19 protein-coding genes are annotated in these 19754 nt (G+C 71.0%); 11 read left to right on the plus strand and 8 right to left on the minus strand.

Going from position 1 to position 19754, the window contains the following annotated elements; genetic code table 11:
* Position 1: 1 nt before the first annotated feature.
* The 5 genes from hscA to AABA78_RS20755 form a co-directional block, all read right to left on the minus strand.
* The gene (gene hscA / locus AABA78_RS20735; protein WP_338264934.1) at positions 2-1846 is read right to left on the minus strand and encodes a Fe-S protein assembly chaperone HscA; all 1845 of its coding nucleotides are present in this window, start codon (positions 1844-1846) and stop codon (positions 2-4) included.
* Positions 1843-2391, minus strand: a complete 549-nt coding sequence (hscB, locus tag AABA78_RS20740; RefSeq protein ID WP_338264936.1) for a Fe-S protein assembly co-chaperone HscB — start codon at positions 2389-2391, stop codon at positions 1843-1845. Before hscB ends, hscA begins: the two co-directional genes overlap by 4 nt.
* A 117-nt stretch (positions 2392-2508) precedes the next feature.
* A complete protein-coding gene (locus tag AABA78_RS20745; protein ID WP_120524273.1) occupies positions 2509-2892 on the minus strand; it encodes a HesB/IscA family protein in 384 nt (127 codons plus the stop codon).
* Between the two features lie 46 nt (positions 2893-2938).
* Entirely contained in the window at positions 2939-3331 is a 393-nt protein-coding gene (gene iscU, locus AABA78_RS20750) for a Fe-S cluster assembly scaffold IscU (RefSeq protein WP_120524272.1), read from the minus strand.
* 118 nt (positions 3332-3449) lie between these two features.
* Positions 3450-4811, minus strand: coding sequence for an IscS subfamily cysteine desulfurase (locus AABA78_RS20755; RefSeq protein WP_338265142.1), 1362 nt, complete (start codon positions 4809-4811; stop codon positions 3450-3452).
* A 369-nt stretch (positions 4812-5180) separates the two neighbouring features.
* Here AABA78_RS20755 and AABA78_RS20760 point away from each other — a divergent pair, with 369 nt between their 5' ends.
* Positions 5181-6791 (plus strand): SPFH domain-containing protein, encoded by a 1611-nt coding sequence (locus AABA78_RS20760; protein ID WP_338264939.1) that lies wholly within the window; start codon positions 5181-5183, stop codon positions 6789-6791.
* A 79-nt stretch (positions 6792-6870) separates the two neighbouring features.
* The gene (locus tag AABA78_RS20765; RefSeq protein ID WP_338264940.1) at positions 6871-8298 is read left to right on the plus strand and encodes a protein-disulfide reductase DsbD family protein; all 1428 of its coding nucleotides are present in this window, start codon (positions 6871-6873) and stop codon (positions 8296-8298) included.
* A gap of 13 nt (positions 8299-8311) precedes the next feature.
* On the opposite strand, the gene AABA78_RS20770 is transcribed toward AABA78_RS20765, so the two are convergent.
* On the minus strand, positions 8312-8902 hold the full coding sequence (locus tag AABA78_RS20770) for a tRNA-uridine aminocarboxypropyltransferase (protein WP_338264942.1): 591 nt from the start codon (positions 8900-8902) through the stop codon (positions 8312-8314).
* Positions 8899-9450: a hypothetical protein gene (locus tag AABA78_RS20775; protein WP_171412953.1), complete on the minus strand. Its 552-nt coding sequence runs from the start codon at positions 9448-9450 to the stop codon at positions 8899-8901. Before AABA78_RS20775 ends, AABA78_RS20770 begins: the two co-directional genes overlap by 4 nt.
* A gap of 502 nt (positions 9451-9952) precedes the next feature.
* On the opposite strand from AABA78_RS20775, the gene AABA78_RS20780 reads away from it, so the two are divergent.
* The 8 genes from AABA78_RS20780 to AABA78_RS20815 all read left to right on the plus strand — a co-directional run bounded on the left by AABA78_RS20780 (position 9953) and on the right by AABA78_RS20815 (position 16530).
* On the plus strand, positions 9953-10534 hold the full coding sequence (locus AABA78_RS20780) for an RNA polymerase sigma factor (protein ID WP_120524267.1): 582 nt from the start codon (positions 9953-9955) through the stop codon (positions 10532-10534).
* Complete coding sequence (locus AABA78_RS20785; protein WP_338264946.1) at positions 10531-11004, plus strand: anti-sigma factor family protein; 474 nt, start codon at positions 10531-10533, stop codon at positions 11002-11004. Before AABA78_RS20780 ends, AABA78_RS20785 begins: the two co-directional genes overlap by 4 nt.
* A gap of 148 nt (positions 11005-11152) precedes the next feature.
* Complete coding sequence (locus AABA78_RS20790; RefSeq protein ID WP_338264948.1) at positions 11153-12001, plus strand: tetratricopeptide repeat protein; 849 nt, start codon at positions 11153-11155, stop codon at positions 11999-12001.
* 107 nt (positions 12002-12108) lie between these two features.
* Positions 12109-12327, plus strand: a complete 219-nt coding sequence (locus AABA78_RS20795; protein ID WP_171412956.1) for a hypothetical protein — start codon at positions 12109-12111, stop codon at positions 12325-12327.
* Between the two features lie 286 nt (positions 12328-12613).
* Complete coding sequence (locus tag AABA78_RS20800; protein ID WP_338264951.1) at positions 12614-13963, plus strand: M24 family metallopeptidase; 1350 nt, start codon at positions 12614-12616, stop codon at positions 13961-13963.
* Positions 13964-13985: 22 nt separating this feature from the next.
* Positions 13986-14837 carry a hypothetical protein gene (locus AABA78_RS20805; protein ID WP_338264954.1) on the plus strand — a complete coding sequence of 284 codons (852 nt, stop codon included), beginning with the start codon at positions 13986-13988 and terminating at the stop codon, positions 14835-14837.
* An 11-nt stretch (positions 14838-14848) separates the two neighbouring features.
* Positions 14849-15868: a hypothetical protein gene (locus tag AABA78_RS20810; protein ID WP_338264956.1), complete on the plus strand. Its 1020-nt coding sequence runs from the start codon at positions 14849-14851 to the stop codon at positions 15866-15868.
* 2 nt (positions 15869-15870) lie between these two features.
* Positions 15871-16530 carry a hypothetical protein gene (locus tag AABA78_RS20815; protein ID WP_338264958.1) on the plus strand — a complete coding sequence of 220 codons (660 nt, stop codon included), beginning with the start codon at positions 15871-15873 and terminating at the stop codon, positions 16528-16530.
* 161 nt (positions 16531-16691) lie between these two features.
* Here AABA78_RS20815 and rtcR read toward each other — a convergent pair whose 3' ends face one another.
* On the minus strand, positions 16692-18323 hold the full coding sequence (gene rtcR, locus AABA78_RS20820) for an RNA repair transcriptional activator RtcR (protein ID WP_338264960.1): 1632 nt from the start codon (positions 18321-18323) through the stop codon (positions 16692-16694).
* Between the two features lie 147 nt (positions 18324-18470).
* Between rtcR and AABA78_RS20825 the strand changes: the two genes are divergently transcribed.
* Positions 18471-19706, plus strand: coding sequence for an RtcB family protein (locus AABA78_RS20825; RefSeq protein WP_338264962.1), 1236 nt, complete (start codon positions 18471-18473; stop codon positions 19704-19706).
* The last annotated feature ends 48 nt before the right edge of the window (positions 19707-19754 follow it).

Genomic DNA, 19754 nt, shown 5'->3' on the forward strand with positions numbered 1-19754 from the left:
CTCAGTACTCCTCCACGGAATGGCCGGACACCACCTGGGTGATGGCGCGGTTCATGACCCGTTCGATGAAGCCCCGGGACGCCTCGTCCAGCGCGTGCAGGGCCTCCTTCACGGCCAGGTAGTCCTTGCCGGCGGCCGTCTCGCGCACGCGCGACATGGCGGCCTGGATGGCCTCCAGCTCGCCGGCCTCCAGCAGGGCCGCGTTCTCGCGCAGCTGGCGGTCGGCCTCGGAGAGGACGCGCTCGGCCTCCACCTGCTGCTCGCGCAGCTGGCGGGCCTGGATGTCGTCCTCCGCGAAGTCGATGGAGTCGAGGAGCATCTTCTCAATCTCCTCCTCCGTCAGGCCGTGGCTGGGCTTCACGGTGATGGCCTGCGCGGCACCGGTGGTCTGCTCCTTCGCGGTGACGGACAGGATGCCGTCCGCGTCCACCTGGAAGCGGACCTCCACCCGGGCCATGCCGGCCGTCATGGAGGGGATGCCGGAGAGCGTGAAGCGCGCGAGGCTGCGGTTGTCCTGCACCAGCTCCCGCTCGCCCTGCACCACGTGCACGTCCAGGCCCGTCTGGCCGTCCTTGAACGTGGTGAACACCTGCGCCGCCGCCGTGGGGATGGTGGAGTTGCGGGGGATGAGCTTCTCCGTGATGCCGCCCATCGTCTCCAGGCCCAGCGACAGGGGGATGACGTCCAGCAGCAGCACCTCGTCCTCGCGGCCGGTGTCGGTGAGCAGGCTCGCCTGCACCGCGGCGCCCAGCGCCACGACCTGATCCGGGTCGATGTCGCCCAGGGGCTCGCGGCCGAACAGCTCCGCCACGAAGCGGCGCACCGCGGGCACGCGCGTGGAGCCGCCCACCAGGATGACGCCGTCCAGCTCGCCCGCCGCCACGCCCGCGTCCTTCAGGGCCCGCCGGCACACCGCGCCCGTCTTCGCCACCAGCGGCTGGATCCACGCCTCGAAGTCCGCGCGGGACACCGGCTGGGAATGGCCCTCCACGCTGAGCGTCACCTCCGCCGCGTCCGTGAGCGCCTCCTTCGCCTTGCGAGCGGCTGCCATCAGCTCCGCCACCTGCGCGGGGGAGGGGGTCTGCACGCCCCGCTTCTGGAGCACGTGCTGCGCGATGGCGCGGTCGAAGTCGTCGCCGCCCAGGGCCGAATCGCCGCCGGTGGACTTCACCTCGAAGACGCCGTCCTCCAGCTTGAGGATGGAGATGTCGAACGTGCCGCCGCCCAGGTCGTAGACGGCGAACATGCCCTGGCTGCCCTTGTCCAGGCCGTACGCCAGCGCGGCGGCGGTGGGCTCGTTGAGCAGCCGCAGCACCTCCAGGCCCGCCAGCTTCCCCGCGTCGCGGGTGGCCTGGCGCTGGGCGTCGTCGAAGTACGCGGGCACGGTGATGACGGCCTGCTCCACCTTGCCGGAGAAGTGCGCCTCCGCGCGGCGCTTCAGCGCGCGAAGGATTTCACCGGAGACCTCGATGGGCGTCACGGGCTGGCCACCCGCCACGTCGAAGCGCACCACGTTGGCGCCGGGCGCGAAGGCGTAGTGGCCCAGCTTGCGCGTCTCCGGGTCGTCGGGGCTGCGGCCCATGAAGCGCTTCACCGACACGATGGTGTCCGTGGGGGCCTCGGCCGCGAGCTTGCGAGCGCGGGCGCCCACCACCACGCCGCCGTCCTTGCCGTAGTGCACGACGGAGGGCAAGAGCAGCGAGTCGCCCTCGTCCACGGGGACGCAGCGGGGCTTGCCCTGCGTCACGGACGCCACCAGCGAGTGCGTGGTGCCCAGGTCGATGCCCACCACGTGGCCCTTCGGCTTGAGCGGGTCGTGGATCTGCAGATAGCCGTTGTTGCTCACGCGAGCACCTCCTCCTCGAACGCGTCCACCTGCTCGAGGAAGCGCGTGAAGTAGCGCACCCGCCCCAGCGCGTGCGATGCCTTTCTCACCCCGTCCGGCGAATCCCCCGCGCCCTCCAGCGCGCCGAGCGCCGCGACGGCCTCCTGGAGCGCCGCCGCCTTGCGGCCCGCCACGTCCTTCGCCATGGCCTGGGCCTTCGGCAGGTCCTTGGCCGCCATGGCCTCGTCCAGGGCCTCGCGCAGCTCCATGACCTCCTCCAGGAACGCCAGGGGCATGTCCTTCTGGGCCCCCGCGTCCTCGCGGTCCAGGTCCACGCCGTGGAGCTTGAGCAGGTAGAAGGCGCGGCGCACCGGGTCCTTCAGCGTCTTGAAGGCCTCGTTGAGGGCGGTGGTGCCCTCCACGGCGGCCAGGCGCTCCTTCGGGTTGCCGGGGGCGACGCGGTCCGGGTGCACCTGGAGCGACAGCTCCCGGTACTGCTTCTCCAGGGCCGGCACGTCCACGGCGTGGGAGCGGGGCAGCCCGAACACGTCGAAGTGGGTCCTCACGGTGGGGGAGTCCTCGGGGGAATCAGGGGGTGAAAACGAAAAAGGGGCCCGGCGCCGGGCCGGACCCCTGGTGCCCGCTCCCTGACCGACAGGGCGGGCGGGAAGGCCGTGCAGGCTTTAGACGGAGAAGCTCTCTCCGCAGCCGCAGGCGGCCTTGACGTTGGGGTTGTTCAGCTTGAAGCCGGACGCCATCAGCGTCTGCTCGAACACCAGCTCCGTGCCGATGAGGTACAGGTAGCTCTTCGGGTCCACGAAGACGCGCACGCCGTCGCGCTCGAAGACCTTGTCGCGCTCGCGGGACTTCTCCGACCACTCCATGGAGTACTGGAGGCCGGAGCACCCGCCGCCCTTCACCGCGATGCGCAGCCCGGCGTCCGGCGTCTGCCGCTCCGCCAGGAGCTGCTTGAGGCGCGCCACCGCGCTGTCCGCCAGGCCAATGCCCTTGGGGGCCGGCTTGGGGGGCGTCTGAGGGGCCTGGGTCGTCTGGGCCTGCTCGTTCATGGGTCGTCCTCGGTTCCTGGAAGAAGTGCCGCCAGCTGCCTGCTGCCTACGCCTGCCGCGACGCGCGCTTCTTCTTGAAGTCTTCGATGGCCGCCTTGATGGCGTCCTCGGCCAGCACGGAGCAGTGGATCTTCACCGGGGGCAGCGCCAGTTCCCGGGCCACGTCCTTGTTGGAGATGGTCATGGCCTGATCCACCGTCTTGCCCTTCACCCACTCGGTGACGAGCGAGCTGGACGCGATGGCGGAGCCGCAGCCGAAGGTCTTGAACCGCGCGTCCTCGATGACGCCCGCGTCGCTGATCTTCAGCTGGAGCCGCATCACGTCACCGCAAGCGGGCGCGCCCACCAGGCCGGTGCCGACGTTCGGGTCGTTCTTGTCGAGCGTCCCCACGTTGCGGGGGTTCTCGTAGTGCTCGATGACCTTCTCGCTGTAAGCCATGCGTCTCACGCTCCTTCTGCACAACGCTTGAACGGATGCGCACCGGGGACAACCGATGCGCGGCCGGGCGGGCGGGGGCTCCCGTGCCCGGCGGGAAGTCTTGAGGGGAGGGGAGCGCCTAGTGGGCGGTCCACTCGATGCTCTTGAGGTCGATGCCTTCCTTGGCCATCTCGTACAGGGGGCTCATGTCTCGCAACTTGCGGACTTTGTCCACCACGAGGCGGATGACGAAGTCGACCTCCTCCTCCGTGTTGAAGCGGCCCAGGCCGAAGCGGATGGAGCTGTGCGCCATGTCCTCCTCGACCCCCAGGGCGCGCAGCACGTAGGAGGGCTCCAGCGACGCGGAGGTGCACGCGGAGCCGGAGGACACCGCGACGTCCTTGATGGACATCATCAGGGCCTCGCCCTCCACGTAGGAGAAGGAGATGTTGAGGCTGCCCGGCATGCGGTGCTCCAGGCTGCCGTTCACCGTCACCATGTCCAGCTGCTCCATGATGCCGGTGCGCAGGCGCTCGCGCAGGCGCAGCAGGCGCGCGGCCTCCTCCGGCAGGTCCTTCTTCGCGACCTCCGCCGCCGCGCCGAAGCCGACGATGGACGCCACGTTCAGGGTGCCGCTGCGCATGCCGCGCTCGTGGCCGCCGCCGTCCACCATGGGCGCGATGCGCACGCGCGGCTTGCGGCGCACGTAGAGGGCGCCCACGCCCTTGGGGCCGTACATCTTGTGCGCGCTGATGGAGGCCAGGTCGACGTTCATCTTCTCCACGTCGAAGGGCACCTTGCCCACGCCCTGCACCGCGTCGCAGTGGAAGAGGACGCCCTTCTCACGGCACAGCTTGCCGATCTCCGCCACCGGCTGGACCACGCCGATCTCGTTGTTGGCGAACATGATGGAGACGAGCACCGTCTTGGGCGTCATCGCCGCGGCCAGCTTCTCCAGGCTCACGCGGCCGTCCTTCTCCACGTCCAGGTAGGTGACGCGCGCGCCGCCCGTGGGCAGCTCCGCCCACTTCTTGTACGTCTCGTCCGCGTCGATGTTGAACTTCGCGGACAGCTCCGGAAGCTCCTCGGCGGAGACGTCGCGCTCGGCCAGCTGGCCCAGGCGCAAGAGCTTGAGCTCATCCAGCCGCTCCTGGCGCACGCGCTCCAGGCGCTTGCAGGTGTCCAGCACGGCCTTGTGCTCGGTCTTCAGGGTGATGATGTGGTCGCCCTTGGACTTGTAGAACTCGATGACGCCCTTGATGGCCAGGTTGTCGGACTCCGTCGCGCCGGAGGTGAAGACGATCTCCTTCTCCGACGCGCCGATGAGGTCCGCCACCTGCCGGCGCGCCTTCTCCACCGCGGCCTCGGCCTTCCAGCCGAACGCGTGGTTGCGGCTGGCCGCGTTGCCGAAGTCCTCGCGGAGGTAGGGCAACATCGCTTCCAGCACCCGAGGGTCCATCGGGGTGGTCGCGTGGTTGTCCATGTAGATGGGCAGGCTCAGCATGAAGTCCTCTGAAAGAAGTGACGCGGGAGGGTGGAACGTCCCTCCGCTCCCCGGCGACGCGGTGGGTCCGCGCGCAGCGGCAGGGTCTACATGGGCCCACACGAATGTGGACCGGACTGGTCAATTATAAAATCGACCCCCCTCGGGTCAAGGGAACATAAGGCGCGAGGCCCCTATGTCCGACGCACCGGGTCGCGGGTGGGCCGGCCCGGTTCAACCCTCCTCCGGAGTGGAGCACTCCGGCCGCGCCGGGTTGGAGCGGGGTGGTCCGAAACGGCGCTTCGCGCGCCCATAAGTGCCCGTTTCGTGGCCCCGGGGGAGGTGGCCGGGCGCCTGCACTGGAGCGGACGCGGAGGGTGCCAACGCATGAGCGCCAACGCGAAGTCGCAGGCCCGGAACCACGCCCAGGACACGCAGCAGGACATGGGGCGGCCGTCGCTGATCCGCCTGGAGGGGGGCCTGGAGCGCTCCCGCTACTCGGACGGGTGGCGGGCGGGCAAGCCCGCGGAGGACCCGGACAAGGTGAAGAAGTGGGGGCTCATCACCGCGCGGCCCAGCGAGTTCCTCATCCACATGCGCCGCGGGCGCGTGCGCGAGGTGAGCGGCCAGGGCGCCAGCTGCTTCAAGCTGCCGGGGGACTCGGTGGCCATCGTGCCCACCAGCATCCAGCGGCTCCAGTTCACCGCAGATCAGGTGACCAGTGAGAAGGTGGGCGTCGCGGTGACGGGCCTGGCGGTGTACCGCATCGCGGATCCGCTGATTGCCTTCCGGATGCTCAACTTCAGCTACCCGGAGCGCGCGCAGGAGAAGCTGGCGGAGCTGCTCGGGGAGATGTTCGTGGGCGCGGCCCGGCGCCTGGTGGCGAACCTCTCCGTGGAGGAGTGCCTCAGCCGGCGCAAGGAGGGCATCGCGGAGGAGCTGATGCGCGAGATCGCCCCCGTGCTCTCCGGGCGGGGCAGGCTGGAGGACCGCACGGACTCCGGCTGGGGCGTGCTGCTGGACACGATTGAAATCCAGGACGTGCGCGTCCTGTCCTCGGCCGTCTTCGAGCACATGCAGGCCCGCTTCCGCCGCGAACAGGAGCGGCAGGCGCGCGAGGCGGAGCTGGCCAAGGAGCGCTTCGTGCGGCGCGAGGAGACGGAGGCCGAGCGCGTGCTCAACCTACAGAAGCTCGCCGCGCGCGAGGAGGTCCGCCAGCGCACCCAGGCCACGGACGAGCAGGCGCGGCTGGAGCAGCTCGCGGTGGAGGCGCGGCTCGCGCAGGCGAAGATGGAGCAGGTGCGCCAGCAACAGGCGGAGCGCACGTCCGTGGAGCGCGAGGTGGCGCTCGCGAAGCTGACCGCGCAGGAGGAGGTCCGCACGCGGACCCAGGTCCTGAAGGAGCAGGCCCGCCTGGAGGCGCTGGCCACGGACGCGCGGCTGGAGGAGGCGCGGCTCACCAGCGAACGGCAGCTCGCGTACAACCGCGCCCAGGGGGAATTGGAGCAGCTGCGCTGGGAGCAGGAGGCGGAGGCCGCCAAGGCGCAGGTGGAGCTGGAGCGGCTGCGCCGTCAGCAGGAGGCGGAGGCCGCGCGTCACGAGGTGCAGCTCGCCGAGGCCCGGCAGGAGGCCGAGCAGCTGTCCGCCCGGCTCCAGGTGCTGCTGGCGAAGCAGTCCATCGCGGAGGCGGAGACCGGCATCGCGGAGCTGGAGCTGCGGCGCACCCGGGCGCAGCAGGGGCTGGAGATGGAGCGCGCGAAGGCGCTGCGCGACATCGAGAACTCGGTGAGCCCGGAGGTCATCCAGCTGACGTTGGCGCGGCAGCTGCCGCAGGTGGCGGCGGCCTTCCAGCAGCAGATGGGCGAGGTGCACGTGACGGCGGTGGATGGAGCGAACCCCTTTGGCTACATCGCCGCCGCCGTGGAGGGCGTGATGGGGCTGGCGCGCTCCGCGGGCCTGAAGGTGCCTGCCTCCCCTGCTCAGGTGCCGGTGGGGTAGCCGCGTCCCCGGCCTCCGCATATAGAAGGACCCGCTCCGGAGCCTTCCGGAGCCGGACGCGCGGAGGCGGAAGGCACGCATGGACACGAAGAAGCTGACGCTGGCGGCGGTGGTGGCGGGAGTGGCGGTGGCGGTGGTGCCGTGGCTGTTGCCCACGGGGCCGAGCGCCGGGCTGGACGCGGCCCGGTTCCTGGAGTCCGGCAGCCTCGCGTGGGGCGCGCTGGTGGTGTTCGCCGGCGGCCTGCTCACCGCGATGACGCCGTGCGTGTACCCGCTCATCCCCATCACCGTGTCGGTGTTCGGCGCGCGGAAGGCGGAGGGGCGGGGCCGCTCGCTGGCGCTGACGTCGTCGTACATCGTGGGCATGGGCGTGGTGTTCAGCGCGCTGGGCATCCTGGCGGCGAAGACGGGCCAGGCCTTCGGCTCCATGCTGGGCAGCCCCCCCGTGGTGATGGGGCTGGCGCTGTTCCTGCTGCTGCTGGCCTCGTCGATGTTCGGCGCGTTCGAATTGGCGCTGCCGTCATCCATGCAGACGAAGTTGAGCAACGTGGGCGGCGCGGGCCTGGCGGGCGCGTTCGTGATGGGCAGCGTGTCCGGGTTCCTGGCGGCGCCGTGCACGGGGCCGGTGCTCACGGGCCTCCTGGCCTTCGTGGCGAAGTCCGCCAACACGACGCTGGGCGCGACGCTGCTGTTCATCTACGCGCTGGGCATCGGCGTGCCGTTCTTCCTCATCGGCGTGTTCACCGTGCGCCTGCCACGCGGCGGCGTGTGGATGGAGTGGGTGAAGAGCGTGCTGGGCATCATGCTGGTGGCGCTCGCGTTCTCGTACCTGAAGGACGCGTTCCCCTGGGCGCGCGACACCGTGAAGGCGCTGGGCGCGCAGGTGGGGCAGGTGCCCGGCGCGGTGGTGGCCGCGGTGCTGGTGACGGTGGGCGTCCTGGTGGGCGCGGTGCACCGCTCGTTCAAGGAGGGGCCGCGCGAGTTCGGCTTCAAGGCGCTGGGTGTGGCGCTGGTGGTGGGCGCGCTGGTGGTGCGCGGCGGCGCGCTGGACGCACGGCCCACGGGTGAGCTGTGGGTGCGCCTGGGGCTGCAGGAGCACCCGGTGGCGCCGTCCTGGCAGTGGCACCACGTGATGCCGGCGAAGACGGCGACGTTCGACGCGAGCCAGTTCGAGCAGGTGCTCGCGGCGGCGAAGAAGGAGGGCCGTCCGGTGCTCATCGACTTCTTCGCGGACTGGTGCGCGGCCTGCAAGGAGCTGGACCGGCTGACGTACCCGTCCTCGGAGGTCATCTCCCAGGCGCAGGACAGCCGCTTCCTCACCATCAAGATCGACGCGACGAACAGCGAGGACCACCTGGACGCGCTGATGGAGAAGCTGGGCGTGGAGGGCCTGCCCACGGTGGCCTTCGTGAACCCGGACGGCACGGTGCTGACGAAGCCGCGCGTGACGGGCTTCCTGGAGCCCGTGCCCTTCGCGGCGGAGATGCAGAAGGTGGTCCTCCAGTAGGGGCCACCGCCCGCTAGAGGTAGTTCTCCCAGCCCAGCCGGCCCCGGCTCGCGAGCACCCGCTCGATCATCAGCTCGTGCAGCGTGAGGAGCGGCTTCGCCAGGTCCTCTCCCTCCAGCCGCGCGAGCGCGCCGGCCATGGCCTCCAGCGTGGACATCCCGTCCGGGTGCGGCGGCTTGCGCAGCCGGCGCGTGTCCGGCGCGGGCGGCGGCAGCCTCAGGCCCGGCAGCCGGCGCAGGGCGGGGACGCGCTGCACCATGCGCCGCGCCTGCGCCCAGCTCCCGTCGATGACGACCAGCCGCTTCGGCGGTGGCCCTTCCGCCTCCGGCGCGTCGGGGAACAGGAGCCACGTGTCCGGCGTGTCCAGCACCGACGCGTCGAAGGGCGCCCCGGGCGCGCCATAGGAGACGATGTGGCAGCGGGGCAGCGCCAGCGCCGCGATGCGCGCCGTGTTGGTGCTCTTCTGCGACTCCTTGTTGTGCCGGATGATCAGCAGCTCCGTGCGCGTGGGGATGACGGGCACGTCCGCGCACAGGCACAGGGCCGTGGGCAGGTAGCACCGCTCGCAGCGGCCGGACAGGTCCTCCGGGGTGCTGGACCTCATTTCGCCGCGGTGCGGTAGCGCTCCATCAGGGTCCGCGCCTCGCGCAGCTTCTCCTCGACGAAGCGGTCATCCGCGTCCGGCTCGTATTCGGCGTCCGGCGGATCCAACTGGAAGAGGGCGGACAGGCTCGCGGGGGCGACCTCCAGCCACTCGGACGTGCGGGTGAGCGCGGCCTGCCGGCGCCCGGCGAAGGTCTCCGGCCCGTCCTCCGGGCCGCAGCGGCAGATGCGCGCGGAGTCCCCGGACACGTCCACGTAGAGCCCCAGCACCTCCGCGTCCACCTCCGCCGCCAGGGCGCAGGTGGCCTCGCTGACGTAGGCCGCCATGGCCTGCGCCGCGGAGCGCTCCGTCAGCGAACGCACCAGGTAGACCTGCCACCCGGCCTCCGTGAGCGCCCCGGCCTCGCTCAGCGGGGCCAGCTCCGCCGGAGGCGCCTGGATGCGCGACAACAGCCGGCGCACGGGCACCTCCAGCCGCTCGAGCCGGGCGTTGGACGCGGGGCAGAAGAAGACCACGCGGTACTCTCGGCTGTCGGCGGCGGTTTCCATGGGCATACGGCGTGGCCCAAGAGGACCAAAGGACTCCCCAGGCATGCAAGGGGGGAGTTTCGCTCCGGGACGCTTCCCCGGGCGCCCGGGAGGCCTCCTCCGGGCCCGGAACGCGACCCGGCGGCCGGTATCCCCCCACCTGACGCACCAGGAGGGCCCGCCTCGCGACGCCTGCCCCGTGCCCTCATGACGCATCCCCGTGTTCACGAAAACGCCCCGGCCGCCTCCCACCGCTGGGGCATGCTGCGCCCCATTTTCCACGCCTTTTCCCCGCCTGGGCGGGGCACGCCCCACCCGGAGGCACGACACACCCATGGAGAGGAATTGAAACGGGGAGTGCCGGGATGTCTGTCTATTCCATGCAAGGAATTGGCGTCTGCTTGAAGTGTTCCAGCCGCACTGGTCGCCGTGCTGCGGGAAGAATCGCGACAGCGTTTGTCGCATCCGTGAGAAAAAAAGAATCCGGCCCTTGGCGTTCTCTGGAGGGAAGGGAGGCGGTCGCATGGTGCCAGGGAGGGAGGAGCCGCCAGTCCGGGAGGGCTCTGGAGGGGAGTTCGCCGCATTCGCGATCCGCCATCAGCCGGTGCTGGTCGCCATCGCGCGCAATGTCTGTGGCAGGAGTGCCAGTGATTGCGACGACCTGGTGCAGGACGTGCTCTTGCGCGCGCTGCTGCAATGGGAGCGGCTCAAGCGGTGGCCGGAGCCCGCGCGCCGCGCGTGGCTGGTGCGCGTGCTGCACAACCGGTTCCTGGACCAGTGCCGCCGCCAGGGCGCGGAGACGGACCGCCGGGTGGACCTGCACAACGTGCACATGCTCTTCGAGGATCCGGAGGACGCGCCGGAGCCCGAGCAGTGGGAATGCGTCACGGAGGACGAGCTGCGCCAGGCCGTGGCGCGGCTCAACGAGAAGCTGCGCCAGGCGTTCGAACTGCATGCGCGGGGCCTGCGCCACGCGGAGATCGCCCGGCGGATGAACACCCCCAGCGCGGGAACGGTGGGCACGTGGCTCTTCCACGCCCGCCGCCGCCTCAAGGCCATGCTCCACGACACCGCGGAACGCCGCCGCCAGGAGAGGGAACGATGAGCACCGCGTGTGAGGACCTCCAGCCCTTCCTGGATGGAAGCCTGTCCGCCGACGACCAGCGCCGCGTCCGCGGCCACCTGGCCGGCTGTGACGTCTGCGCCCGGCGCTTCCACGACCTCCTGCAGCTGGAGATGCTCGCGCGGCTGGCGCTGGAGGACGCGGCGGAGAGCGAGCGCTGGGTGTCCGCCCGTCAGGCCCGCGAGACGCTGCCCGGGTCCTGGGACGACGCCGTGCCGGAGCGCTGGCCGGGGGACGTGCTCGCCACGGAGGTGCCCCCTCCGCCCGAGCGAGAGGGCCGCGCGTGGCACCAGGGCGCGCGCCGCTTCCGCCGCCGCTGCCCGGGGTGCGCCAACTGCTGCCCCTGGTTCTCGAAGACGGAGGCCGTGGAGGCCGTCAGCGCGCCGCGTCTCCCGTGCCCGCGCTCCAGCCGCTCCGGTGGGACGCTGCTGCGCCCCCGCTCGCGGCGCTGAGGAAGGGCTCCGGCCGCCTGCTCCTCCCTGGGGGGCAGGCAGGGGAGCTGGCGCCGGGACGCTGGGAGCGGAATCCACCAAGGATTGCTTCCGCTCGCGTTTCGCAAGGGACGGGAGGCGGCCGCGTGACTCCGGGCCCTGACGCTTGATGGATCTCTGGTGCAAGAAGCTCTACCGGTTCCTGGATGGGGAACTGGAGTCGGGGGACGAGGAGCACTTCCGGCTCCATCTGGCCCTCTGCCGCGCGTGCGCCAGCGGGCTGCATGATGCCATGCAACTGGAGATGCTCAGCGTCCAGGCCCTGTGTGGAGCGGTGGCCCACAACGACGCGCCGCCCCCGCCGTCCTCCGTCCGCGCGCCGTTCCGCCTCACCCTCCCGCGCGGCCGGTGGCGGCAGGCGCTGGGGGCGGTGCTGGCCATGGGGCTGGGGGCGTTCGCCGCGTTCATGACGGGGGACGGCTTCCGGCCGAAGGACGCGTGGCGGGCGGATGCGTCCGCGCGGGGGCTGGAAGCGCGCATCGCGTACCCGGCCGCGGACCGCTACCTCCCCTACGTTCCCGTCCGGACGGGCGCGGGGGACCCGGCGGAGCTCGCGGCCGAGCCTCCGGTGCCCCTGCGGACCCTGGCCGCGCTGGAGGAGCGGGGGGACCTGCACGGCATCGCGGCGGCCTACCTCGTGCGTGGCGAATTGCGTCAGGCCTCGGACTTCCTGTCGCGCAGCGCGCCCTCCGTGGACCGGGACAACGACCGGGCCGTGGTGGCGATGGCGGCGGGGGACTTCCGGGGCGCCCTGGACCTGCTCGAAGGCGTGCTGCGTCAGGCCCCGGACCATCCCCAGGCCCTGTGGAACCGGGCGCTGGCGCTCCGGGCCATGGGGCTCCCGCTCCAGGCTGCGGAAGCCTTCGAGGCGGTGGCCCGCCGGGGGGAGCCGGGGTGGAGCGAGGAGGCCGGAATCCGGGCCCGCGCGCTGCGGCAGGGGGGACACTTCCTGAAATAAATGAAGCCGGCGCGACCCAAGGTTTTTCGCGGTCGGCGTCTAATTATCGGGACGCGGCGTGGCGGCGGCGTGGATGGACAGGAGACACCGCAACCCGGGGGGAAGCGATGTACCGCATCGAAGCGTGGAGCCAGGGGGACGGCGCGATGTGGGCGCCCGGTTCCAACGGGGGCGCGGTCGTGCGGCCGGAGGACGAGGCCCGGGAGCCCAGGGGATACCGGGTCGACGAGGAAGAGGGGGACGGGGAAGAGGCCTCCCGGCACGAAGGGGAGGAATCGCTCTTCGATTTCGATGAAAGCGGCCTGGACGGGGTCGCTAGCTACTGACGTTACGGCGCGCGCGGTTGGATGTCCGCGCTCCACGCGGCCTTCGGGGGAGGGCCGCCGCTTCCAGTGGATCCGCCGGCCGAGAGGCCTGACGGATTCCAGGTGTCCCGGACCGGGGGGGACGGGACCCGGAAGCGTGCTGGAGCGAGGCCATCCGAGCGGGTGAGCAGGTGGGATGCGCCCCAGGCCCTCCGCGCCCGGAACCCAAGAGGTTCCGGGGCGGGGGGCTTCGGTTTTCCGGGCGCGCTACGCTGCTCCGCCTTCTTCCCGACCTGGAGTTCCCGACATGAAGCGTTGGCGTGGAGTCCTTCTGCCCGCCCTGAGCCTGGGCTGCCTGGTGGCGTGTGCCACCGCGCCCGTGCGCGACACCGCCGTCCCCGCGTCCTCGCCCGTGCCTCCGCCGTCCCGGGAGCGGGCCCTGCGCGAGTCCTGGCTGAAGGAGCGGCACGGCCTGCTGCTGGACATGATGCGCCGGCACGGCGTGGGCATGTGGGTGGTGGTCAACGAGGAGTTCCACGATGATCCGCTGACGGCCTGGGTCGCGCCGCCCCTGCCCTACGCGGGCAACCGCGACGTGTTCGTCTTCGTGGACGCGGGCGACGCGGGGCTCCAGAAGGTCGCCTTGACGGGCTACGCCACGGAGGCCGTGACGCGCTTCTTCACCTCGCCCGCGGTGGAGCGCAAGCAGGCGGAGGCGCTCGCGGAGCTGGACGCGCGCTACCACCCGCGCACCATCGCGCTCGCCATGGACGGCCGGCGCGGCGTGACGCGCGGCCTGACCCACGACAGCTACAAGTGGCTGGTGGAGGCGCTCGGGCCCACGGCGGAGGCGCGCTTCGTGAGCGCGGCGCCGCTCATCGAGGAGTACCTGGACACGCGGCTGCCCGGCGAGTTCGCGCCCTACCGCGACCTGGTGGTGCTGACGGAGTCGCTGGTGAAGCGGGCGCTCTCCAACGAGGTGGTGGTGCCCGGCAAGACGACGGTGGGGGAGGTGCGCCGCTGGCTCTACGACGCGCTGTTCGAGGCGCGCGTGGGCACGTGGTTCCAGCCGGACCTGCGCGTGCAACGGCAGGGCATGAAGGACGGCTTCTCCCGAGGCTTCCTGGCGGTCGCGGACGAGGCGGTGGTCATCCAGCGTGGGGACCTCCTGCACGTGGACTTCGGCGTCACGGCGCTGGGGCTGAACACGGACTGGCAGAAGATGGCCTACGTGCTGAAGGACGGCGAGAAGGACGCGCCGGAGGGGCTGAAGCGCGCGCTGGCGAACACGCAGACGCTGCAGGACGCGCTGATGCTGCGGGCGTCGCGGCCGGGACGCTCGTCCGCGGACGTCTATGACGCGACGATGGCGGAGATGAAGGAGCGGGGCATCGAAGCGAAGGTCTACAGCCATCCGCTGGGCGCGCAGGGCCATGCGCTGGGCGCCGCCATCGACTTCCGCGCGGCGTCGCGGCAGGAGGCGCCCCGGGTGCTGCGCAAGGGCTCGTACCTCGCCGTCGAGCTCAGCACCACCACCGCCGTGCCGGAGTGGGGCGGGCAGCAGGTGGCGGTGATGCAGGAAGATCCGGCGTACCTGACGGACGAGGGCTGGCGCTTCTTCGTGCCGCGCCAGGACGCCTTCTATCTCATCCACTGACGACACGAAGGGAGCGGACGTGATGCGCGTGGGCAGGCCATGGACGACGTTCGGGAGGGAGGGCCGCGCGCGGGTCGCGCTGCTCGCCCTGGGACTGGGACTCACGGGGTGCAGTGCCGCGAGCGGGGACGAAGCCCCCGCGCGACAGGAGCGCCCGCTGGTCGCGGACGCGTCGCTCCGGCCGCCGCGCGCGGTGGACAGCCTGCTCAGCCTGTTCGACCAGACGGCCTCCGTGGTGGAGGGCGAAGTGCTGGACGTGCGCTCCGAGTACTCACCGCGCACCGGCCCGTGGACGGTGGTGACGCTGGGGAACGTGCGCGCGCACCTGGGCGCGGCGACCCGAGAACTGCGTCTCAAGCAGGCTGGAGGGCTGCTGCCGGATGGGCGGCAGCTCGTGGTGAGCCACGTGCCCCGCTTCGTCCGGGGCGCGCGCTACGTGGTGTTCCTGCGCAACACCGGGTGGAGCCTGTCGCCGGTGCTGGACGAGCACGCGTTCCGCGTGGAGTCGGTGGGTGGCCGCGAGGTGCTCGTGGGGGCCGAGGGCGGGCTCGTGTCCGGCCTGGGTTCGGCGGGCGTGCGGCAGACGGCGCCGGTGTTCGAGTCGGTGGACCTGATGGGCGCGCGTCCGGCGATGCGCGCGGAGGCCCAGTCCCTGGGGGCCGCTCCGGAGGCGCTGGAGCGGGAGTCGTTTCTCTCGCTGCTCCAGAACCACCTGCGCGCGCGGGGGCTCACCGTGACAGGGGCGTTCCGCGAGGAGCCCGTCGCCACCGCGTCGTCCCTGGCCGTGCCGGTGACGCCCGCCGTGGCGAACCCGGCGGCGCCGCGTGCCGTTCCCCTCCAGCCCGAGCGGGACGTCCCGCCCGGCCAGCCGTGATGAGGTCCGCCATGAAGACAACGACATTCGTGGGCGCCGTCGCGGCGCTGGTGCTGGGCGGCACGGAGGCGGGCGCCGCCGCCTGGGACACGTGCAACGGGACGCCGGTGAAGTGGTACAGCGGGCCGGTCGTGTACCGGAACCGGTGCAGCATCCCGGACTCCGGCAACGTCAACACGGCGTACTGGAACGGCTTGCGGCAGTGGGACGACCTGTCCCATCTCGTCAGTGGCTTCAACGTGAACGCGGCGACGGACTGCTCGTTGGATCACAGCGACGGGCAGAACGAGATCGGCCTGTGCGACCGGGCGGCCATCGACGGGAACAACGGCGTGACGTACTCCACGGTGGGGCTGTGCTTCATCGGGAGCAACGGCATCGACGAGGCGGACGTCTGCATCGCCAGCGACCTGGACTTCACGCCGCGCACCGGGAGCGCCTTCGGCACGTCGGGCCGCAGCACGTTCGTGCACGAGGCGGGGCACTTCTTCGGCTTCAAGCACGAGGGAGGGCACAGCATCCTGCGCACCTCGCCGCCGCACCTGGTGACGGGCGGCTACGAGTCCTCCACGCTGTGGCCCACGAACGCGCAGGGCATGAACACGCTGTACGGCTATTCGCAGACGAAGCCCAACCTGCTGCCGTCGTCGATGGGCGTGGTGAGGGACGTGGCGCAGACGCTGGATCCCTCGGGCACCGTGACGGTGTGCCGAGGCACGGCGCAGAGCGTGAAGTTCTACGTGGGCAACATGGGCAACGCGGCCGTGTCGTCCTACACGCTGCGCGTGCGCTTGAGCCCGACGGCGCCGCCCAATGGCTACAGCGAGTCCACCACCGTGGTGGCCACGTACAACCACGCGCTGGGGGCGTTCTCGGAGGGCACCTACTCGCTGGGATTCACGGTACCGGCATCGCTGCCGTTCAACACGTACTACGTCTACCTGGACATGGATCCAGAGGGCGTGGTGTCCGAGCTGCGTGAGAACGACAACACCACCGTCAGCGCGATGACCCTACGGGTGGGCTGCTGAACATGCGGTACGGCGCCCTGGTGGCAGCGCTGCTCCTGGGCGCCTGCGCGAAGCCGAAGGAGGAGCCGATGGTGTCGCGAGGAGCGCTCAAGGGCGCTCCCGCGGCGTCGGCGTCCTCCGAAGGCTCCGAGCGTCCCCAGCCGCGCGGCGCGGCCACGGTGCGCACGGACAAAGGTACCTACTCGGCCCCGGCCGTGCGGTTCATCGCCGACTTCCCTGGCGGGCCGCCGGTGACGCTGATGCGCGTCGCGCTGAGCGCGCAGTCGGAGGACGGAGGGACCTGGCGCTTCCGCATGGCGGTGGATGAGAAGTTCGTGAAGTCGAAACACGCCACCGCGCGGATCCTCCCGCAGACGGCGTTGGGCCCGGGCCTCGCGGTGGTGGACTCCCAGCAGGCCAATGGGTCCTCGATGGCGATGGACGAAGGCACCCTGGAGCTGACCGTCACCGGAACACAGGCGAGGGGCGAAGTGCGAGCAAAGGACGGACGCGTGCGCGCGACGTTCGAAGGGCCGCTCACCGTCGAATGCACCGTGCCACCCGCGTGGCTGAGTGGAGCGAATGCGCCCGTCCCGTCCTCTCCCACGGATGGGACGGTCCGGGTGCCCGACGAGGCGCGGGTTACGCCGCAATGCCGGTCCGTGGCGGACGCCTTCCGCTGAGGCCGCACCGACCCCAGGCCCCAGCCACCAAGCCGCACCTCTCCCGGCCGACGCCCTCCCAACTGGTCCGACAGTCGGACCAGTTCATCGGGTGCGCCGCCGACGGGGGCGCCATCGCGGGGTTCTCGCCTTCTCATCCACTGGGGCCACGGGGGACCGCGTCACTCCGCGTCACGGCCACTCACGTCGGACCAGGCCAGCCCGAAGCGGGCCAGGTACTTCCGGAGCCGGTCCGCGTCATTGACGCTCTTCTTCTGCGCACGCGACTGCGCGAACAGCGTCCGGCCCGCGTCCGACAACGAGCGCGCGGAGCGGCACACAGAGACCACATCCGCGAGCTGCACCCGGTCGAACCGATCCAGCTCCGCCGCGCGCGCCGGGCCCATCACCTCCGCCAGCACGTCCTCGCTCCCGGACGTCGCCGCCGTGCCCGCCGGCCGCCACTGCGCGCGCAGCCGCTCCAGCTCCTCGTCCACCACCTCGCGGGTCATCCGTCCGCCCGCGGCCAGCGTGGACATGCGCAGCACCGCCGCGTTGAGGTCTCGGAAGTTGCCGCTCCACCGGGCCTCCGGGGACGTGGCGAAGCGCAGGAAGTACTCCTGGGCCTCCTTGCTCATCGTCACCCGGGTGCCCAGCGCCTGTGAGGCCTGATCCAGCTCGTATTGCAGGTTGGGCGCGATGTCCTCTGGACGCTCGCGCAGCGCGGGCAGCCGGAAGGTCCACAGGTTGATGCGCGCGAGCAGGTCCTCGCGGAACCGTCCCCTCTCCACGTCCAGTTGGAGGTCGCGGTTCGTCCCCGCGATGAGCTGGAAGTCGCTCTCCGCCTCCTTGTCCGCGCCCACGGGCAGGAACCGCTTGTCCTCCAGCGCGCGCAGCAACATGGCCTGCTCGTCCGCACCCAGCTCGCCAATCTCGTCCAGGAACAGCACGCCGCCGTTCGCTTGCCGCATCAGTCCGGGCCGGTCACCCACCGCGCCCGTGAACGCGCCCTTCACGTGGCCAAAGAGCGTGGACATGGCTCCGTCGCCGCGCAGCGTGGCGCAGTTCAAGTCCACGAACGGCCCCGCCACCTGGTTGCGCGCCTTCTTCAGCGCGTAGATGCGCTTGGCGAGCTGTGACTTGCCCGCGCCCGTGGGCCCCGTCAGCAGCAGCGGCGCGCGGGATTGCACCGCCACCTGTTCAATCCGCTCGATGAGCCGGTTGAACGCGGCGTTGTGCGTGTCGATGCCGGACTTGAGGAACGACAGGCCCTCGCGCTGCTGCCGCCGGAAGCGCGCCGCCAGCGTGTCGTAGTTCGACAGGTCCAGGTCGATGATGGCGTGCGTGCCCACCGCCCCGTGTTCCTTCCCCTTGCCCGGGGACGTCTGCACCAGCCGGCCCGGAATCAGCCGGCTCTCCACCAGGAGGAACATGCAGATCTGCGCGATGTGCGTGCCCGTGGTGATGTGCACCAGGTAGTCCTCTTCCTCCGGGTGGAAGGACTGCGCACGCACGTGGTCCAGCAGCGCGCCATACGTCTCCTCCAGGTTCCACGGGTCCCGGATGGGCAGCGACGTCAGCCGCACCTGCGTCTCCGGTGACACCTGCGCGATGTCCGCCTGGATGACCGCCGCCAGCGACGTCGCCTGGGGCGGGTGCAGCAGCTCCAGCCGGTGCACCAGCAGGTCCTCCTGCTGACACAGCGACACCGTGGGCCGCCACCGCGTCCAGCGCTGCGACCCCATCCCCGTGTCCAGCGTCGTCCCCAGCATCCCGATGACGACCGTGCGCCGCGTCTTCGCCTTTTGAGCCATCAGGATAGATATTTATCCCATGGGATATGGATTTCCAGCCTGCCTGGTGGGCTTCCCTCGGAAACGGTGTTGGCACGCCGGCTGCTCTAGCTCCCCCACGTGACCGGGACACAGCGCCCGAGTCGAACGACCGAAAGGTGCAGAGCCATGGACCGCGTGAACACGAACTACGAAGTGCTGTCGGACGAAGCGGGCCGCCCCATCAAGGCGTGGACGGTGGGGGTGCCGTTCGAGGACGAGGCGAAGAAGCAGCTCCGCAACCTCCGCGGCCTGCCCTTTATCCACAAGTGGGTCGCGGTGATGCCGGACGTGCACCGCGGTTACGGCGCGACGGTCGGGAGCGTGGTGCCCACGGTGGGCGCGGTGGTGCCGGCGGCGGTGGGCGTGGACATCGGATGCGGGATGATCGCCGTGCGCACGACGCTGCGCGCCGGGCAGCTGCCGGACTCGCTGCGCGGGGTGCGCTCGGCCATCGAGGCGGCGGTGCCGCACGGCCGTACGGACAACGGCGGCCGGAATGACCGTGGCGCGTGGAAGGACTCGCCCGTGACGCATACCGCTGCCTGGGCCCGCCTGGCGGAAGGGTACGCGCGCATCGTCGCGAAGCACCCGCGCATCGGCCGTGGGCCGGAGCTGGCGCACCTGGGAACGCTGGGAACGGGTAACCACTTCATCGAGCTGTGCGTCGATGAGGCGGACGGTGTGTGGCTGATGCTGCACTCGGGGTCGCGCGGGGTGGGTAACCGCATCGGAAGCCACTTCATCGAGCTGGCGAAGGAGGACATGCAGCGCTTCTTCGTCCGCCTTCCGGACGCGGACCTGGCGTACCTGCCGGAGGGGACGGAGCACTTCGATGACTACGTGTTCGCGGTGAGCTGGGCGCAGGACTTCGCGGCGATGAACCGCGAGCTCATGCTGCACTCGGCGGTGGAGGCCCTGAAGGCGAGCGGTGAGCTGCCCCCGTTCGAGCTGTCCGAGTCCGCGGTGAACTGCCACCACAACTACATCTCGCGCGAGCACCACTTCGGAAAGAACTGCTTCGTGACCCGCAAGGGCGCGGTGCGGGCGCGCGAGGGCGACATGGGAATCATCCCCGGCAGCATGGGGGCCCGTTCCTACATCGTCCGCGGGAAGGGAAACGAGGATGCGTTCCACTCGTGCAGCCACGGCGCGGGCCGCGTGATGTCGCGGGAAGCGGCGAAGAAGCGCTTCACGCTGGAGGACCACGCGAAGGCGACCGAGGGCGTGGAGTGCCGCAAGGACGTGGACGTGATTGACGAGACGCCGGCCGCGTACAAGCCCATCGACGCCGTGATGGCCGCGCAGGCGGACCTGGTGGAGGTCGTCCACACGCTCAAGCAGGTGGTGTGCGTGAAGGGATAGCCGAAGCACAACCCACCCGCCGCCCCGCGGAGGTGCACATGCCGGGAT

The sequence above is a fragment of the Corallococcus caeni genome (assembly GCF_036245865.1).
In the GTDB taxonomy this organism is placed as follows: Bacteria; Myxococcota; Myxococcia; order Myxococcales; family Myxococcaceae; genus Corallococcus; species Corallococcus caeni.

Coding starts and splice junctions, on each gene's coding strand:
- AABA78_RS20745 (WP_120524273.1), bottom strand. CDS start 2,892: ATGAACGAGCAGGCCCAGACGACCCAGGCCCCTCAGACGCCCCCCAAG.
- iscU (WP_120524272.1), bottom strand. CDS start 3,331: ATGGCTTACAGCGAGAAGGTCATCGAGCACTACGAGAACCCCCGCAAC.
- AABA78_RS20760 (WP_338264939.1), top strand. CDS start 5,181: ATGAGCGCCAACGCGAAGTCGCAGGCCCGGAACCACGCCCAGGACACG.
- AABA78_RS20765 (WP_338264940.1), top strand. CDS start 6,871: ATGGACACGAAGAAGCTGACGCTGGCGGCGGTGGTGGCGGGAGTGGCG.
- AABA78_RS20770 (WP_338264942.1), bottom strand. CDS start 8,902: ATGAGGTCCAGCACCCCGGAGGACCTGTCCGGCCGCTGCGAGCGGTGC.
- AABA78_RS20775 (WP_171412953.1), bottom strand. CDS start 9,450: ATGGAAACCGCCGCCGACAGCCGAGAGTACCGCGTGGTCTTCTTCTGC.
- AABA78_RS20780 (WP_120524267.1), top strand. CDS start 9,953: ATGGTGCCAGGGAGGGAGGAGCCGCCAGTCCGGGAGGGCTCTGGAGGG.
- AABA78_RS20785 (WP_338264946.1), top strand. CDS start 10,531: ATGAGCACCGCGTGTGAGGACCTCCAGCCCTTCCTGGATGGAAGCCTG.
- AABA78_RS20790 (WP_338264948.1), top strand. CDS start 11,153: ATGGATCTCTGGTGCAAGAAGCTCTACCGGTTCCTGGATGGGGAACTG.
- AABA78_RS20795 (WP_171412956.1), top strand. CDS start 12,109: ATGTACCGCATCGAAGCGTGGAGCCAGGGGGACGGCGCGATGTGGGCG.
- AABA78_RS20800 (WP_338264951.1), top strand. CDS start 12,614: ATGAAGCGTTGGCGTGGAGTCCTTCTGCCCGCCCTGAGCCTGGGCTGC.
- AABA78_RS20805 (WP_338264954.1), top strand. CDS start 13,986: ATGCGCGTGGGCAGGCCATGGACGACGTTCGGGAGGGAGGGCCGCGCG.
- AABA78_RS20810 (WP_338264956.1), top strand. CDS start 14,849: ATGAAGACAACGACATTCGTGGGCGCCGTCGCGGCGCTGGTGCTGGGC.
- AABA78_RS20815 (WP_338264958.1), top strand. CDS start 15,871: ATGCGGTACGGCGCCCTGGTGGCAGCGCTGCTCCTGGGCGCCTGCGCG.
- rtcR (WP_338264960.1), bottom strand. CDS start 18,323: ATGGCTCAAAAGGCGAAGACGCGGCGCACGGTCGTCATCGGGATGCTG.
- AABA78_RS20825 (WP_338264962.1), top strand. CDS start 18,471: ATGGACCGCGTGAACACGAACTACGAAGTGCTGTCGGACGAAGCGGGC.